This window comes from Arthrobacter sp. MYb214 (assembly GCF_002979865.1).
Taxonomy (GTDB): domain Bacteria; phylum Actinomycetota; class Actinomycetes; order Actinomycetales; family Micrococcaceae; genus Glutamicibacter.
In genome coordinates this window covers 92,208-107,503 of the sequence record NZ_PCPZ01000005.1, presented here as the reverse complement: position 1 = coordinate 107,503, position 15,296 = coordinate 92,208, and the positions used below count along the sequence as shown (strand labels likewise).

Below are 15,296 nucleotides of genomic sequence, written 5' to 3'. Positions count from 1 at the left end.
ATCGATTTTATCGCTTGGGATTGCGGTGCACTAGGGGTGCAGGAAACCTTATAGGTGAGTTCGGCAACACAGATCCAGCTTCACGGAATGTCGAGGGTTTGTGTACGAAGATAGAACCATGAACGTGCGCACTCCTGACCCATACCCTGGATGGCTCTCCGAAGAAGACCTCTACGAGGCACGGCAGCGCCTGCCCATGCTCTACGTCGAGGCCATTCCCGTGCGCCTGGACCCGCTGGGCTACGTCAACGAGGTGGGCCTGCTGCTCACCGGCGATGATGACGGGCGCATGCTGCGCACCTTCGTTTCGGGGCGAGTGATGTACCGCGAGACCATACGCGCCGCGTTGATCCGCCACATCGAAAAGGACCTGGGCACCATGGTGCTTCCGCAGCTTCCTGCTTCACCGGTGCCCTTCACCGTTGCAGAATACTTCCCGGCGCCGAGCGAAACCGGTCTGACCGATGATCGGCAGCATGCCGTATCCATGTGCTACATCGTGCCGGTTCGCGGCGAGACCAGCCCTCGCTCCGATGCGTTGGAGCTGACCTGGCTTTCGCCCAGCGAAGCGCTCAGCTCGGACATCCAGGGCGAGTTCGCTGGCGGTCGAGAAAATATTCTCCGTCAGGCATTAGCCCATGTCGGAGTGAATATCTAGCCCTGCTGCCCGCTATTTGGAATGATTCCCTGCCGGCGCTTGATGATCGATCCAACCCAGCTTCCCAAGAGCACCCCGAGCATGCCCACGGTGCAGCCGATCAGGGTCTCGACCACGCGGTCGTACATCACCGAGCCGCTCAGGCCCGTCACCAGCGAGACGCCCACGAGCGCCATCGGGGTAATGAAGACCTGCGCCAGGAAATAGTTGCGCATGACCAGCAGCTCGGCCATGAATTGGCATATGGCGATGAAGGCGAGCAGGATCCAGACCTGCGGGTTCAGGAAGATCAAGATCGCCATCAGGACCATGCCTGCCAGGGTGCCAAGCATTCGGTGCACGCCGCGCCGGATGCGCAAGGTCGTGGTGTGCCCGACCAGGGGAACCACCGCGGCCACCATCGCCCAGTAGTTGTGCCCGGCTTCCAGGCTGCTGCCCACGGTATTGGCCAAGGCGCCGGCCACGCCGGCTGTCAGGATGTAGAACAGCCCTTCCCACCAGATGGCCTTGCGGACGTTATCCGATAGTGGCGGCAGCGGGGTGCGCTTCCACAAGCTGGTCCACTGCCCGAGTGCACCGGCCGCACCGATGGCTACCGACAACAAGATCGTCAGGGCCGACACGAGCAGGGCTTCGCCGATTGGCGCGGGGACGGGGATCGAGGCAATTGCCGCGAATGCGAAGATGTGGAACAGCGAACCGCCGGGCCGCAGCCGCATGAAACCCACCAGCACCGAGCAGGCACCGGCCACGAGAGTCGTCGCGCCAACTACTTGCCACTGCTTGATTCCAGGGTCCGAATGGTCGATCCACCAGTGCGAAGCGGCCAGCGCCAGGGCGATTACCGCGAAGAACAAGGCCCCGGAACGCACCTGCATCCGCAACCGGTTCCAGTAGCCGTCCACGCGCCCATACACGCCGGTAAAGGCGCCGAACACGGCAAAGACCACAAGGTCCAGCCGGTCAATCGCGAAGAGCGTGATCAGAGGCGCAAAAACACCGATGCCGGTGCGCAGGCCGATCCAATGGTCCTTGCGGGCAGGCCCCAGCGTAATGAGCGCCTTGGCGGATTCCTTCAGATTCTCCAGACCCACATCTTCCTTCCGTCGCGTTGGACACAACACGTACGCTCCATTATTCGCGCTTTGCCTTGTGAAGCGTTAGGTTTTGGCGCACATTGCCCCTGTCGTTTTCCTCACCGCGCGGTTAATACGGCACACTTGGTACGTGTCCGAAAAGAACTTTGACCCCAGTGCCCCGCATGCCCGCCAGGATGAATTCGGCTTTGAAGTCGGAACCCGGCTGACCGCTCCGGACGGTTCCCCGATGTTGGGACGTACCGGCGTTATCCGTACCCCGCACGGCGACGTCAAGACGCCCGCGTTCATTGCGGTAGGCACCAAAGCTACCGTCAAGGCAGTCACCCCGGTGCAGGTTCAGGAGCTTGGCGCGCAGGCTGTGCTGTCAAACGCCTACCACCTGTATCTTCAGCCAGGCGCGGATATCCTCGATGAAGCTGGCGGACTAGGCAAGTTCATGGGCTGGCAGGGGCCGACCTTCACCGACTCCGGCGGATTCCAGGTCATGAGCCTGGGCTCGGGCTTCAAGAAGGTCATCGACATGAAGTCCGTAGACCAGTCTGGTCCGGACGACGCCGTGGCCCCGGGCAAGGAACGCCTGGCCAATGTGGACGAGGACGGCGTCTGGTTCAAGTCCCATCTCGACGGCACCAAGCACCGCTTCTCCCCTGAGATCTCCATGGGCGTGCAGCACCGGATCGGCGCGGACATCATGTTCGCCTTCGACGAGCTGACTACCTTGCAGAATTCCCGCGGCTACCAGGTCGAGTCCCTGGAGCGCACCCGGCGCTGGGCCGAGCGCTGCATTGCCGAGCACTTTGCATTGACCGACTCCCGCGAAGGCAAGGAATACCAAGCCTTGTTCGGCGTCATCCAGGGCGCCCAGTACGAGGACCTGCGCCGCAAGGCCTGCCAGGACTTGGGGGCCATGGCCTTCGATGGCTTCGGCATCGGCGGCGCCTTGGAGAAGGAAAATCTGGGAATCATCGTCGGCTGGTGCGCCGAAGAGCTTCCAGAGAACAAGCCGCGCCACCTGCTGGGCATTTCCGAGCCAGATGACGTCTTCACCGCGATTGAGAATGGTGCCGATACTTTCGACTGCGTCTCGCCCACTCGCGTTGCGCGCAACTCGGCGTTCTATACCCCCTGGGGCCGTTTCAATCTTTCCGGCGCACGCTACAAGCGGGATTTCACTCCGCTGGTGGAAGGCTGCGAGTGCTATGCCTGCAAGAACTTCACCCGTGCGTACATTCACCACCTGTACAAGGCCAAGGAACTGCTCAGCCACACGTTGATTTCCATCCACAACGAGCAGTTCACTGTTTCGCTGGTTGAATCCGCGCGCCAGGCGATCGAAGATGGAACCTTCTTCGAGCTCAAGGACAAGGTGCTCTCCAGCTACTACGCTGGCGAACCGGATCCGCAGGGCCAGCCGGCCGCCCTGTAGCCAAGGGCCGCAAAGCAGTCGAGGCATCGATTCTCCACGCACTGGGCAGTGCAAGGAGAATCGATGCCTCTGGCTTTTCTAAGCCGAAGCCCTCTGCCCTGCGCGGGTCATCGGCAAATGCATGATCCCGTCGTCGTCATAGTCTTCTCCGGAGCGGAGGAAACCGAACTTTCCGTACCAGCCCTCCAGCTGGGTCTGGGCGCTGAGCTGGATCTCCGCCTCCGGAGCGCAAAGCGCCACGGCACGCTGCATGAGTTCCCCGGCCAGGCCCCGGCCTCGGGCTTCTGCGGCCGTTGCAACCCGCCCAATGCGCGGAGTGCCGCTTGCGCTGTCCATGATTCGCACAGTACACAGCACTTTCCCGTTCTCGGTGGCCACCAGATGCACAGTGCCGGCATCCAGATCGCGGCCATCGATGTCCGGGTAGCACGATCGCTGCTCGACGATGAATACCTCGGCACGCAGTTTCAGTATTGAGTAGAGCAATTCTGCGGAAAGCCCATCGGGCTCGTGGATGGAAATCAAATCGTTCATCCTCCAAGACTACCTACGCCCCCGCGCCCAGCTTCCTGCCGGAAACTTGAACCAGTGCACTTGCACCAAAGAGCATTGCCGCGATCCACAGCAACAAGGGAATGGGAGTACCGGGGCTGAGCACCAAGAAGAAAATTGGCGAGAACGTGGCAGCTGCCCGAAGGAAAGTCGCTGTTTCCAGGAAAAGATACGTGGCCACGGCCGACTCGCTGGTGGCTCCCCCGAGTAATGCATCCCAGTCCCGTTCTTCCCTGCTGGCGTGGGCACTGCTTGCCGCAGCACATCCCAACGCGGCGACCAGGCCTGCGGCGATCCAAAGCCAAATGCGATCCAGCTGGATCATGCCCAGCATTCCCAGCCCGCCGGTCAAGAACAGCAAGGCGGTGGCTGAAAAGAGCATTGCATACAGCGTTGCTGCCCGCATCAGGCGCTGTTCCGAAATCCCTAGAAGCTGGGTGAGCTGCCGTTCGGAAACGAGCGGTGCAATGGTCGCGGAAATGCTCAAGGTGAGAACAAGGCAGAGCACCAGGTAAAAGGCCGCTGCGCTCAGCGGGTTGGCAATTCGCTGAACCGTGGCGGCCAACGCGAAAGCCAGGAGCAGGAACCCGGCCACCGAATGCCAACGGCCTCCCCTCAGCAAACGGAGGCAGAGAATGCGCCACGCCACCGGCAACTTGGCAGTGAGCTTGCCACCGCGTGCGCGCCTGCGGCTAATAGCGGATGTCGCCGGAGCCGAGAGGCCACGCGAGTCGCCCTGCATCAAAGTCCCCACGGCGAATTGCTGGTGCTCTCCGGCAAAACGCAATGCCTGGCCCGGAATCTGGTCAAAATGGCGAAACGCACCGTACGTACTCGCGCCGCTAAGTACCAGGACAACGAGCAAGGCGAGCATCCAGGCAGCCGGATCCAAGGTGGCCGCAGCCATAGCGCCAACCAGGCTTTGGGCCCAAGGAATCTGGAACATCAAGAGCATCCACAACACGGCCAAGGCGATGAGCAGCCCGAGGCCCACCCAGCCGCAGATCCCTCGCGCAGCTATTTGCTGGTTCTTCCCCTGGATCGCCGTGGCCGCGTTGGCAAGCCCGACACCGGCCACTGCGAAGCAGGCGAGCCCATGGACTGCAACGGGTACCGGGAGCGATCCGGCCAGCCCCAGCATCACGATCAGCCACAGCGCACCGGCAAAGCTGCTCGCGAAAAGACCGATGAGCAGCGCATTTCGCCACGTCGGCTGGCGGATAGCCCGGAGCTTGACCGGCAGCGGCAGCCACCAGTCGGCCTTGGCCGCACTGAGCCCGCAAGGCCCCAGATAGAGCATGAGCCGAAAGGTTGCCAAGCCGGCCAGGGCCAATAGCACGAAAGAGAGGTCCTGCAAGCGCCAGACGGCGCTAGGCAGCACTTGGTGCGCTACGCCCTCGCCCAAGAGCACAAACAGCATGCCAAAGAGTGCGCTGAAGAGGTAGGCCAACGCCACCAGCGCGGCCAGCACCCAGACATAGGCATCGGAAAAGCTGTCGAATTTCTCGGAGAAATTCCGCCGCTTCTTCGCTCGATTGACCACTTCTCGAGGATTGAAATCAACGGCATGGCTTGCAACCCGGCTAGCGCTCAAGCCACTGCGCCCCTGCCTGCGGATCAAGCAGTTCGCCCTCGTCTTCATCCAGAAGCAGCACTTGGTCCACGCAGCTTCGCAGCATCAGCGGATCATGGGTCACCGCTAGCAAAGTTGTTCCCTTGGCGCGTACCCCGGCAAGCCGCTGGTACAGCTTCTGCCTGATACGAAGGTCCAGGCGTTGTTCCGGTTCGTCAAGAATCAGCAGTTCTGCCGGACGGATCAAGGCCGCGGCGAGCAGCAGCTTACGGCGTTGGCCAGAAGACAGCTCGCCGGGAAGGTGATCGTCAGCAGCAGTGATTTCGAAGAAGTCGAGTTCTGCTTGGACTAACTGGACCCAATCATCCAGTCCGTGTCCACGAGCGACCATTTCCAGATGTTCGCGCACGGTGAGTTCTTCGAAGAAGGCGCCATCGGTGACCTGTACTGCGACGGTACGGCGAAAATGCTCCGAGCTTTCATTCACGGGAAGGCTTTGGAACTCGACGGTGCCTTCCACCGGAATGAGATGTCCCAGGATGGTGCGGATCAGTGTTGATTTTCCGCTGCCATTGGCACCGATAATTCCTAAGCCAGCACCGGGAGCCAGCTGCAGGTTGATCGGCCCGCAGATCACGCGATTGGGATAGCCAATGGTCAAGTCGCGTGCTTCTAGCTGAACTTCAGCGCTTTGACCTGTCTGCATGCCATCGATTCTAGTGTCCGGATACAGCTGTGGGCATCGCCCTCACGGATGATGCCCACAGGATCACTAGCTTGCGACGGCCGCTTGGCTGTAGCCAGGTTCGCGCTTCTTGAACCATTTGATGACCATCGAGGTCACCGGAACAAACAGGACCTCCACGGCAGTCTTGTAGATGAAGCCCACCACCACGTAGTTGATGAATGTCGGCGCATCGGCGATGCCGATAACTGGCGCTGCAATGGCACAGAAGATCAGGGTATCCAGGAACTCCCCAACACCGCTGGAGCCGATCAAGCGGAGAATCAGCCCACGCTCGCCGGTGCGTTCCTTGAGCTTGACCAGCACCCATGAGTTGGCCAGCTGCCCCACCAGGAAGCCGCAGGCGGAGGCAACGACGATCTGCCAGATCGGGCCAAGGGTGCGCTCAAATGCGTCTTGCCCGTCGTAGAACTCGGCTGATGGCAATTGGATCATGACCCAGAAGCAGAACACTGCGAAGAAGGCCAAGGCGAAAGTCACCAGGATTGAACGGCGAGCCGCCTTCAATCCGTAGACTTCCGCAATGACATCGCCCAGAATGTAGGCCAGCGGGAAGAGGAAGAAACCGCCATCGGTGACCAGCGGACCGAAGCTGACACCTTTGGAGGCGCCGATATTCGAAAGAATCACGACCGCGCCCATCAAGGTGAGCACCGTGGAGAAGTAGGGAGAACCCGAAGAAGCGAAAACCGCGTTCTTGGTTCGAATCAGATTGTTGCTGGCGTTGGAATCGCCCATGAAATTTTCCTTGTCAAAGTGGTTCGCCAGAACATCGCTAAAAGGCACGGCCCTGCCCACGAATCAAAAGGGTGAAGGTTCCATGCCTGCGCGCTGTCCCGCTGTATTAGCACTTACGCAACAAGTATCCCATGCATAACTGCGGCCACGTTCTCACCTGTTGAAGACCAACCATGTTTCAGAAATCAAAGAATTTCAAAATTCATATCTCACTTGAATGTCTTCGAACTATAAATTCGAGGAAACAAATAGTGCAGTGACCGTCCTCCCGTACATCAGCATGAAAATTTTCCTTTTTTGAACGCGTTCAAATAATTGGTAGAATCGGATCCACCCACTTCCATCCAAAGGCTCCATGACAACGCAACCACGCACCGAAAAAGGCCAGCAGACCCAAGCCAAGCTCTTGGCAACTGCCTTGGAGTGCTTTGCCACGGACGGATATAAAGCCTCGAGCATGCGTGCCATTGCTTCGAACGCAGGGGTTTCCCTGTCGCATGCGTACTACTACTTCAAGTCCAAAGAGGAGATCGTTGCCCAGCTCCTGCTGAACCTGCGCAGGGAGCAATATGATTTTTGCGCGGGGATGCTCGCAGAGGGAAATACCCTCGAAGCCAACATCCGCGCAGTACTCGACACGGGCGTCGAAGCGTTGGCTCCCTATCACGATTTCGGGCCTGCGTTCCTGCGTCTGATGCTCGCGCGCGATATGGGCAACGACGAGATTTCCAGCATTGAATTGGAGATATGGGAGAAGGTCGTTTCCGGATCCCGCCCGTTGCCCCCATTGGGCATACGACGCGATCTGCCGAAGTTCTTACTGCTGGTTTCCCGCCAGATCTTCTCGGCGTGGGCTTTCGACCAGTCGCCGCAGCAGCGCCGATCCAGACTTCTGATGAAGAACATGGCACCGGTTGCCGCCAAGTTCGCGGTGCTCTGCCGCTTGCCTGTGGTGCGCTCGCTCTTTGAAGATGTGCTGGCACTGATGGATCCAGGGCCAGCAGGGATTGATGAAGTGGCCATGGCAGATCCTTCACCGCTGAGACGGCCGAAAGCCTCCTGAAAAGCTGCGGATTGCGCGAGCCGGCAAACACCCTGACACAGAGTTCCGTATCACCGCGCCTTAAGGCGTAAAGTCAAACATGCCGATAGGTGATCCCTAGCGAACCAAAGGAGAATGCAGCACTATGAGCGCAATGGCACGAGCACTGCCAAGCTGGACCCACGACTACGCCACGCTGCGTGATCGCATTGCTTCCTTCCCGAACCAGCACGAGATTCGTTCGGTGAATCAAGACGGTGAAGACGTGGAAATCCTCCGCTACTGGCCTGATGCTTCCTGGTCCGCGCCAAAGGACGCGCAGCGCTTGATCCTCTTGGGCACTCCCAACGACAGCACCGCTGCAGAACTCGCCACTTCGGGTTGGCAGCCAAGCACGACCATGCATCTGCTGGCCGGCAAGCCCGACGACGTCGAGCAGGTAGTCAAGCTCGCCGATACGTCCGGGCTTTTCGAGGCTCCAATGGAGAACTATGACGTCGTTGAGGTGACCGACTTCGACCGTCCGGTCGCCCGAGGACGCATGCGCTACGGCGAAAACTACGGCCTGCTTACCGACCCGGACCTTTTCTCCCCCACTGATCCCGATGCGGCTCGCCGCGCGGTACTGGCTAACTTTGCAGGCGCAGCCTTCGGCCACGGGCTGCCCTGGCTGCTGCTGGTAGCCACCGCAGAACACGCCCAGCAGCTTCCCGAAGGCTGGTCCAAAGCGACCACGCTCAGCTTCTGGCAGCACGGCTAATCCCATTCCCTACCCGCACTACCCGCAATTGAGACTATGACTAATACAAACACTGCCTCTCCAGCCATGACCCTGACCATCGCTGGTTCCGAAGCCACTGGCGGCGCAGGCGCCCAGGCCGATCTAAAGACCTTCCAGGAACTGGGAACCTTCGGCATCGTGGCTTTGACCTGCATCGTCTCCTTCGATCCCAAGGACTCCTGGAACCACCGCTTCGTTCCCGTTGACCAGCAGGTAATTGCCGATCAGCTCGAAGCCATCCAGGCCTGCTACGAGGACAAGCTCAGCACGGTCAAGCTGGGCATGATGGGCTCGCCAGCAACGATCAACACCGTTGCCACCGCGTTGAAGTCCCAGCAGTGGGACAACGTACTGCTCGACCCGGTGCTGATTTGCAAGGGCCAGGAACCAGGCCACGCACTGGACACCGACGAAGCCCTCAAGGCTGCCTTGCTGCCCTTGGCTACGTTCGTCACCCCGAACCACTTCGAGGCTGAACAGCTCTCGGGAATCAAGATCACCACTGAAGATGATCTGATCGAAGCTGCCAAGAAGATCCACGAGGTCTCCGGCGCGGCGGTCCTGGCCAAGGGTGGAGTCCGCATCGCTGGCGAAGACGCCGTGGACGTTTTCTACGATGGCACGACCCTCGAGGTCTTGCGCGAGAAGAAGATCGGCGAAGTTGCGGTCTCCGGCGCGGGCTGCTCGCTGGCCGCAGCCGTAACTGCAGAGCTGGCCAAGGGCGCTACCCCGCTGGAGGCAGCCCGCACAGCCAAGGCGTTTGTCACCGAAGGCATCCGCAACCGCGTTTCTGGCAACACCCCGTTTGACGCGCTCTGGCAGGGCGGCCGCCGCTAGGCCCTGGCTGCTGGAGTGTTTGCTGGCCACTGCCGTTCACGGCGGTGGCCAGCAAACTGCTTTAACCGTGATCCCAGTCATTGGCCTAAGCCAACCGCACTTGTTATGGTTATTCCGGAAGTGCTCAGAATCAATGCGTGGAGAACCACAGGAGGGAGCGGTCGGCTATGCAAGCCACTTTGACGCTCTGCCCGTTCGTCTGCGTATCGAACGGGGTTGGCAACACATTTTCCGCTTAGGGCTTCTGCCTTAGGCAATGTTCCAGTGCCCCCAATTTTTCGTTCCCTTGCAGACCTCAACACCTTGACGATTCGTGATTCCGTGCGCCCATGAAGCGCGTGCGGACTATTTGAGGATTTCTCATGCAGCCATTGACCGAAAAAACCATCCGCTCTTCCTTCATCAACGCCAGCCGCCAAGAAGCGAAGAAATTGACCCTGCCCGAAAACTTCGCCTCCCTCGAGTGGGATTCGCTGGAGTACCTGGGTTGGCGCGACCCGAAAATGATGCAGCGCGGCTACCTGCTCCACACCGACGAAGCGGGGCAGACCCGCGGCATCCTCTTGCGCCCCACCGACGGTGGCCGCAAGCCGACCAACGCCACGATGTGCGAGATGTGCCGCGATGTGAACATCCCCTGCGCGGTAGGCATGTGGACGACCAAGCGCGCTGGCCAGGCTGGACGTGACGGCAATACCTTGGGGACATTGATCTGCCTGAACTTCGAGTGCTCCCGCAATGTGCGGATCCCGCCTCCGAAGAATCCGATCTACCCGGACCCAATGGTTGTCGTTGCGGAGCGCATCCAGCTGCTCGACGAGCGCGTGCATAGCTTCCTGAACCGCCTCTAGGCAACCGCAGCCTTCAAGCCGATTCCGGCGCCGCCCGCCCAGCAAGTAGTGAACTGATGAGTAACAAAGCGTCCAAATTTTCTCAAAAATGGACGGGCTCATCAGGCCTTGCTGGGCGGGTTTGTCGCAGTGGTTCGCGGATTTTATTGTGAAATTCCCAAGCCAGCACAATATCCAGCCAAAGGTTACTATTCAATAACCCCTTGATATATGAGCTACGTCACCTAAGATTCCAGCTATGGGTATTCGCACTAGCGGACGTTTACCCCGGACGATCATCAAGGCTCGCACCGCTTTTATGTCGCCCGCCCATGACGGGAGCAGCACCGCTATCCAGCCCAGCTAGGAGAATCATGGTCACTCGCCGCACGCAGAGAGTGCCGCGCCTGATTTTGGGATCAGCCACTGCGCTTGCACTGGCTGTTACCTTGTCAGGACCGGCAAGCGCAGCAGGAATCCCCCAACCAGGCGACGGCGAAAATGCCGCGTCCCTGCCAATCACCAGTTCATCAGCGCTGTCCAACCTGAAAGTCTCCGGACCTCTTGCCAAATCAACTGGTGAAGTCTCTGTTTTCGTTCAGTTCCAGGGTGATGGCGCCTTCGAGACGGTGAAGAAGTCCGGCAAGAAGAAGGACACTGCCAAGGTCAGGAAGATCGGCAAGGAGGTCAAGGCCAAGGGCAAGCAGCTGGCAGCCGAGGCCAACTCGAAGGTCATCTACACCACGCACAACGCACTGCAGGGTGTCGCACTAACCGGTGATGCCGCTGATCTGCGCAAGCTTGCACAGCGTAGCGACGTTGCCAAGATCAGCTCCATCGTTCCCAAGAAGCCCTCCAACCGCAGCTCGGTAGTTGACACCGGCGCCCTGGAATCATGGAAGTCCCTGGACAAGACCGGCGACGGCGTCAAGGTGGCTGTACTGGATACCGGTGTGGATTACACCCATGCCAGCTTCGGCGGCCCGGGCACCTTGGAAGGCTACAAGGAAGCCCAGTCTTCCGATGAGCTGCCCGGTGCAGATTCGGGCCTGATCGACACCAACAAGTTCATTGGCGGTTGGGACTTGGTTGGCGATGACTACAACGCCGACTCCGACGATCCCACCTACCAGCCAATTCCGCATCCGGACCCTAACCCGCTTGACTGCCAAGCTGCCGGACACGGCTCCCACGTTGCCGGAACCACCGCAGGCTATGGCGTCAACGCCGATGGCTCGACCTTCACCGGGGACTATTCCTCGCTGGACGCCGACGCGCTGGCGCAGATGAAGGTCGGCCCGGGCTCGGCCCCTGACGCACAGCTCATCGGCATCCGCGTCTTCGGTTGCGGCGGCTCCTCCTCCGTGGTTGGCCAAGCACTGGACTACGTACTTGATCCGAACGGCGACGGCGACTTCTCGGACCGCGCCGACGTGGTCAACATGTCCCTTGGTTCGGATCATTCCCCGGCCAACGACCCTGAAAATGACATTGTCGACGCCCTGAGCGCAGCCGGCATCCTCTCGGTTGTCGCTTCCGGCAATGCCGGCGATGTCACCGACGTGGGCGGTTCGCCGGGCAACTCGCGTTCCTCGCTGACCGTAGCCAACTCCGTTGGCTCGCACGTCACCCTGGACAAGATCCAGGTCGATGGTCCCGACAATGTCGCCGGTTCGGCCTCGGGCCAGTACTCGGCGAACTTCAACTACACCAATGCTGATCCGGCCGCCTTGTCCGGAGAAGCAGTGATGGCTCCGGCCGATAACGCATTCGGTTGCGACGCATTCGAAGAAGGTTCACTGGAAGGCAAGTGGGTTTGGCTGCAGTGGAGCGAGAACGGCGAGTTCCCTTGCGGTTCCGGCGCCCGCTTCAACAACGCTGAAGCCGCCGGTGCCACCGGTGTCCTCTTGGATGCAGAAAGCAACCTGTTCGATGCAGGCATCGCCGGCAACGCGACCATCCCGGGTGCGCAGTTCACCTTGGACGAGTCGAACAAGCTGCGCCCAGCAGCTGAAGCTGGCAGGCTGCAGGTTACCCTGTCCCCCGAATTCGTTGGCGGTTCCTCCAGCGAGTCCGGCGTTGCAGACACGCTGAATTCCTCTTCATCGCGTGGCGTCCACGGTTCCAACGGCGTGGTCAAGCCGGATGTGGCTGCCCCAGGTACGCAGATCGGCTCGGTTGGCGTGGGCACCGGTACTGGCACCGCCGTGATGACCGGTACCTCGATGGCCACTCCATTGGTTGCTGGTATCGCCGCGCTGGTTCTGGAAGACAGCGACTACACCCCATATGAAGCCAAGAGCATCATCATGAACACCGCGGCCACCGACATCAAGGCTGCCAATGGCGAAGCCTACGGTCCGAACCGTGTTGGTTCCGGTCGCGTGATGGCCGATGCAGCACTCCAGAGCCCTGCTTTCGCCTACGATTCCGAGGCAGCGGATCTGACCAGCGTGGTCTTCGGCGTTATCGAGCTGGGAGGCAAGAAGCCGTTCAGCGCGCAGCGCGAAATCACCATTGAGAACACCAGCGGCAAGGCGCAGAGCTACGACGCCAACTACGTGGCCGCTACCGAGATCCCAGGCGCAAGCTTCACCTTGGATCGCAGCAGTGTCACCGTGCCGGCCGGCGGCAGCGCCAAGCTGAACGTCACCCTGAGCGTTGACCCGCAGCAGTGGGCCAAGACCATCGATCCAACCATGGCTACCAGCCAGTCCGGTCTGGCTCGTGCCTGGGTTGCCGATGCCAGCGGTCGCGTCGAGCTGACTGCCAGCAATGCTCCGACCCTGCGCATTCCAGTCCAGGCAGCACCCAAGCTGGCTGCTGACATGGAGGGCAAGCTCAAGAAGATGAAGAAGGGCGCGGATACCACCACCCTGAGCCTGAAGGGCAAGGACATCACTGCTGGCGAGGGCGCTACTTCGGTCACCTCCCTGCTCGGCGCCTTCGAACTGGGTGCTTCGAGTGAACGCGGCGACGATTCGCTGGACAGCATCCCGGCGGCCCGTTCCGTGGACCTGCAGCACGTGGGCGCATCGAGCACCGCTGCCCGCACCGGTGTGGCTGACGGCCTGCTGAACGTCGGCATCTCCACCTGGGCCAACTGGGCCCACCTGGCTGGCGGCACCGAGCTGGATGTCGAGATCGATACCAATGGCGACGGCGAAGCCGACTTCGTTACCTTCAACGCCGCATTCGACGAAGTTGACCTTGACCTGGCAGCAACCTTCAACCTCGCCACCGGCGAGCAAGTTGATCTGCAGCCAGTGAACGGCATGCTCGGCGATGTCGATACCAACACCTTCGACACCAATGCAGCGGTCTTCCCGATCTCCCTGTCAGCCCTGGGGCTCGATGAGGATTCGGCGGAGATCTCCTACCGTGTGCTGGGCTACTCCTGGTACAACACCGATGAGAACGGCTCGATGATCCCGGTTGACCAGACCGACTGGATCGACTTCAACGTGGCAGCGCCACAGGTTGATTTCGGTGCAGAAGGCACCTTGTTCACCGATCTGTCCGGTACCCAGATCCCGGTGACCGTTGCCGACAGCACCAAGGCATCGAAGGCACTGTTGCTTCACCTGCACAACGGCAATGATGACCGTGCACAGGTTCTGGAAGTAACTGACGGAAAGAAGAAGGGCAAGAAGTAGGCCTTCCACCTCCCAAGAGCAGGCCCGGGGCACTTCCTAGCGAGTAAGGAAGAGCCCCGGGCCTACACCTTTAAGATCCAGCCGTGCAGCTTATTGCATGCGCAGCTTCTCTTCGAGAACCAGTACTGCGGCTTCTCTGACCTGGGCCGCGAATTTCCCATCGGCCTTGGCCTCGGCGGCCAGGGCCTTCGCCATGGTGATGGCCGGAGCCGATTTAACGCATAGCGGAACAGTTCCGCCGGCGGCCACGAACTTCACTGCGCGCTCGCCCACCGGCAGGTAGCCGACCTGCTTGGCTTCGCACAAGTCATCGGAAATCACGATTCCCCCATACCCCATTTGCTCACGCAGCAATCCGGTGATGATCTTCGAAGAGAACGGTGCATCATTCTTTCCATCGAGCCGGGAGTAGCGGGCGTTGGAGACCATGACCCAGGACTTGCCCTGCTCGATAGCCTGCTCGAATGGCTGCAGATCGCTGGAGGCCGCAGCGATCTTCGTATCGGTCACCTGGGTACTGGTATCGGTGTTCCCAGCGACCCGGCCCAATCCGGGGAAGTGCTTGACTACCGGTTGCACGCCTTCGGAGCGCAGCGCTTCGTTCACCGTCGAAATGGCCTTGGAGACCCCCGAGGCGTCATGCGCGTATTCGCGGCCAAAGTAGCCGATGGGTGCGTTGCCGGTGCCGATACTGGCAGGAACAACGTCAGCCACCGGAGCCAAATTCACGTTGATGCCGGCTTCAGCCAGTTCTTTCCCGGCGGCGCCCACTTCACGCTCCAGCTTCGATACAGGCCACCCTCCCTGCGTCAACGCAGTCGGCAGTTCGGTGAAACCGGGGCCCTGGAGCACCCGGACAAAACCCCCTTCCTGATCGGTGGCCACCCAGACCGGCAATTGCCCGGGAATGCCGGACTCCAAGCCCTGGGTAATTTCCTGGACCTGGGCGGCGGTCTGCTTCACCGGCAGTTGCGAACGGCCGCGCAGGAAGACATTGGAAATTCCCTGCTTCTTCATCGCAGAAATTTCCGCAGCGGTTGCTCCTGTTGCCGGGACACCGGCCATCACGAGGCTCGCTGCCTGTTCGCTGGCGCTCAGCTCGTCGGCCAGCGCTTCTGCTTGCTGGCGCAGCGAGGGTTCCTGGCTGCGGCTAGGCGATGGCCTTTCTTCAGCCCTGGAGTTGCCGGACGGGCTGGGAGTTGCCTGCTGCGCAGGAGTCCCCGTACTGCTCGGGCTGCTGGAACTGCCCGCGGACGTGCTCGAAGCTGGTTCTTGGGTATTCGGCGCACTGCAGCTAGCGAGCATCACCGTCATCAGGATTCCGACTGACATGAGCTGCTTGGCACGGGTAGTCATGA

At 60.5% G+C, this 15,296-nt stretch carries 13 protein-coding genes; 7 read left to right on the top strand and 6 right to left on the bottom strand.

Annotation, left to right across the window (positions count from 1 at the left end):
• Window positions 1-118 precede the first annotated feature (118 nt).
• Entirely contained in the window at window positions 119-658 is a 540-nt protein-coding gene (locus tag CQ012_RS13290) for an NUDIX hydrolase family protein (protein ID WP_105658590.1), read from the top strand.
• On the opposite strand, the gene CQ012_RS13285 is transcribed toward CQ012_RS13290, so the two are convergent.
• Window positions 655-1,752 (bottom strand): FUSC family protein, encoded by a 1,098-nt coding sequence (locus CQ012_RS13285; RefSeq protein WP_286134340.1) that lies wholly within the window; start codon window positions 1,750-1,752, stop codon window positions 655-657. The two genes, CQ012_RS13290 and CQ012_RS13285, sit on opposite strands and share 4 nt — an antisense overlap.
• A 133-nt stretch (window positions 1,753-1,885) precedes the next feature.
• Between CQ012_RS13285 and tgt the strand changes: the two genes are divergently transcribed.
• Window positions 1,886-3,184 (top strand): tRNA guanosine(34) transglycosylase Tgt, encoded by a 1,299-nt coding sequence (gene tgt, locus CQ012_RS13280; RefSeq protein WP_105662432.1) that lies wholly within the window; start codon window positions 1,886-1,888, stop codon window positions 3,182-3,184.
• A gap of 78 nt (window positions 3,185-3,262) precedes the next feature.
• Here the strand turns inward: tgt and CQ012_RS13275 are convergent, their stop codons facing one another.
• From CQ012_RS13275 to CQ012_RS13260, 4 genes are all read right to left on the bottom strand, one after another.
• Window positions 3,263-3,718, bottom strand: coding sequence for a GNAT family N-acetyltransferase (locus CQ012_RS13275; protein WP_105658592.1), 456 nt, complete (start codon window positions 3,716-3,718; stop codon window positions 3,263-3,265).
• A 13-nt stretch (window positions 3,719-3,731) separates the two neighbouring features.
• Complete coding sequence (locus CQ012_RS13270) at window positions 3,732-5,279, bottom strand: hypothetical protein (protein ID WP_105662431.1); 1,548 nt, start codon at window positions 5,277-5,279, stop codon at window positions 3,732-3,734.
• A 40-nt stretch (window positions 5,280-5,319) separates the two neighbouring features.
• A complete protein-coding gene (locus CQ012_RS13265; RefSeq protein WP_105662430.1) occupies window positions 5,320-6,015 on the bottom strand; it encodes an ABC transporter ATP-binding protein in 696 nt (231 codons plus the stop codon).
• A 66-nt stretch (window positions 6,016-6,081) separates the two neighbouring features.
• Window positions 6,082-6,792 carry a queuosine precursor transporter gene (locus CQ012_RS13260; RefSeq protein ID WP_105662429.1) on the bottom strand — a complete coding sequence of 237 codons (711 nt, stop codon included), beginning with the start codon at window positions 6,790-6,792 and terminating at the stop codon, window positions 6,082-6,084.
• A gap of 355 nt (window positions 6,793-7,147) precedes the next feature.
• On the opposite strand from CQ012_RS13260, the gene CQ012_RS13255 reads away from it, so the two are divergent.
• The 5 genes from CQ012_RS13255 to CQ012_RS13235 all read left to right on the top strand — a co-directional run bounded on the left by CQ012_RS13255 (window position 7,148) and on the right by CQ012_RS13235 (window position 13,938).
• Complete coding sequence (locus CQ012_RS13255) at window positions 7,148-7,855, top strand: TetR/AcrR family transcriptional regulator (protein WP_105662428.1); 708 nt, start codon at window positions 7,148-7,150, stop codon at window positions 7,853-7,855.
• Window positions 7,856-7,979: 124 nt separating this feature from the next.
• Window positions 7,980-8,594, top strand: a complete 615-nt coding sequence (locus CQ012_RS13250) for a hypothetical protein (protein WP_105658597.1) — start codon at window positions 7,980-7,982, stop codon at window positions 8,592-8,594.
• 36 nt (window positions 8,595-8,630) lie between these two features.
• On the top strand, window positions 8,631-9,452 hold the full coding sequence (locus CQ012_RS13245) for a hydroxymethylpyrimidine/phosphomethylpyrimidine kinase (protein ID WP_105662427.1): 822 nt from the start codon (window positions 8,631-8,633) through the stop codon (window positions 9,450-9,452).
• Window positions 9,453-9,814: 362 nt separating this feature from the next.
• Window positions 9,815-10,303: an FBP domain-containing protein gene (locus tag CQ012_RS13240; protein ID WP_105658599.1), complete on the top strand. Its 489-nt coding sequence runs from the start codon at window positions 9,815-9,817 to the stop codon at window positions 10,301-10,303.
• A 353-nt stretch (window positions 10,304-10,656) separates the two neighbouring features.
• On the top strand, window positions 10,657-13,938 hold the full coding sequence (locus CQ012_RS13235; protein ID WP_105662426.1) for a S8 family peptidase: 3,282 nt from the start codon (window positions 10,657-10,659) through the stop codon (window positions 13,936-13,938).
• A 90-nt stretch (window positions 13,939-14,028) separates the two neighbouring features.
• On the opposite strand, the gene CQ012_RS13230 is transcribed toward CQ012_RS13235, so the two are convergent.
• The gene (locus tag CQ012_RS13230) at window positions 14,029-15,294 is read right to left on the bottom strand and encodes a glycoside hydrolase family 3 N-terminal domain-containing protein (RefSeq protein WP_105662425.1); all 1,266 of its coding nucleotides are present in this window, start codon (window positions 15,292-15,294) and stop codon (window positions 14,029-14,031) included.
• Window positions 15,295-15,296: the final 2 nt, after the last annotated feature.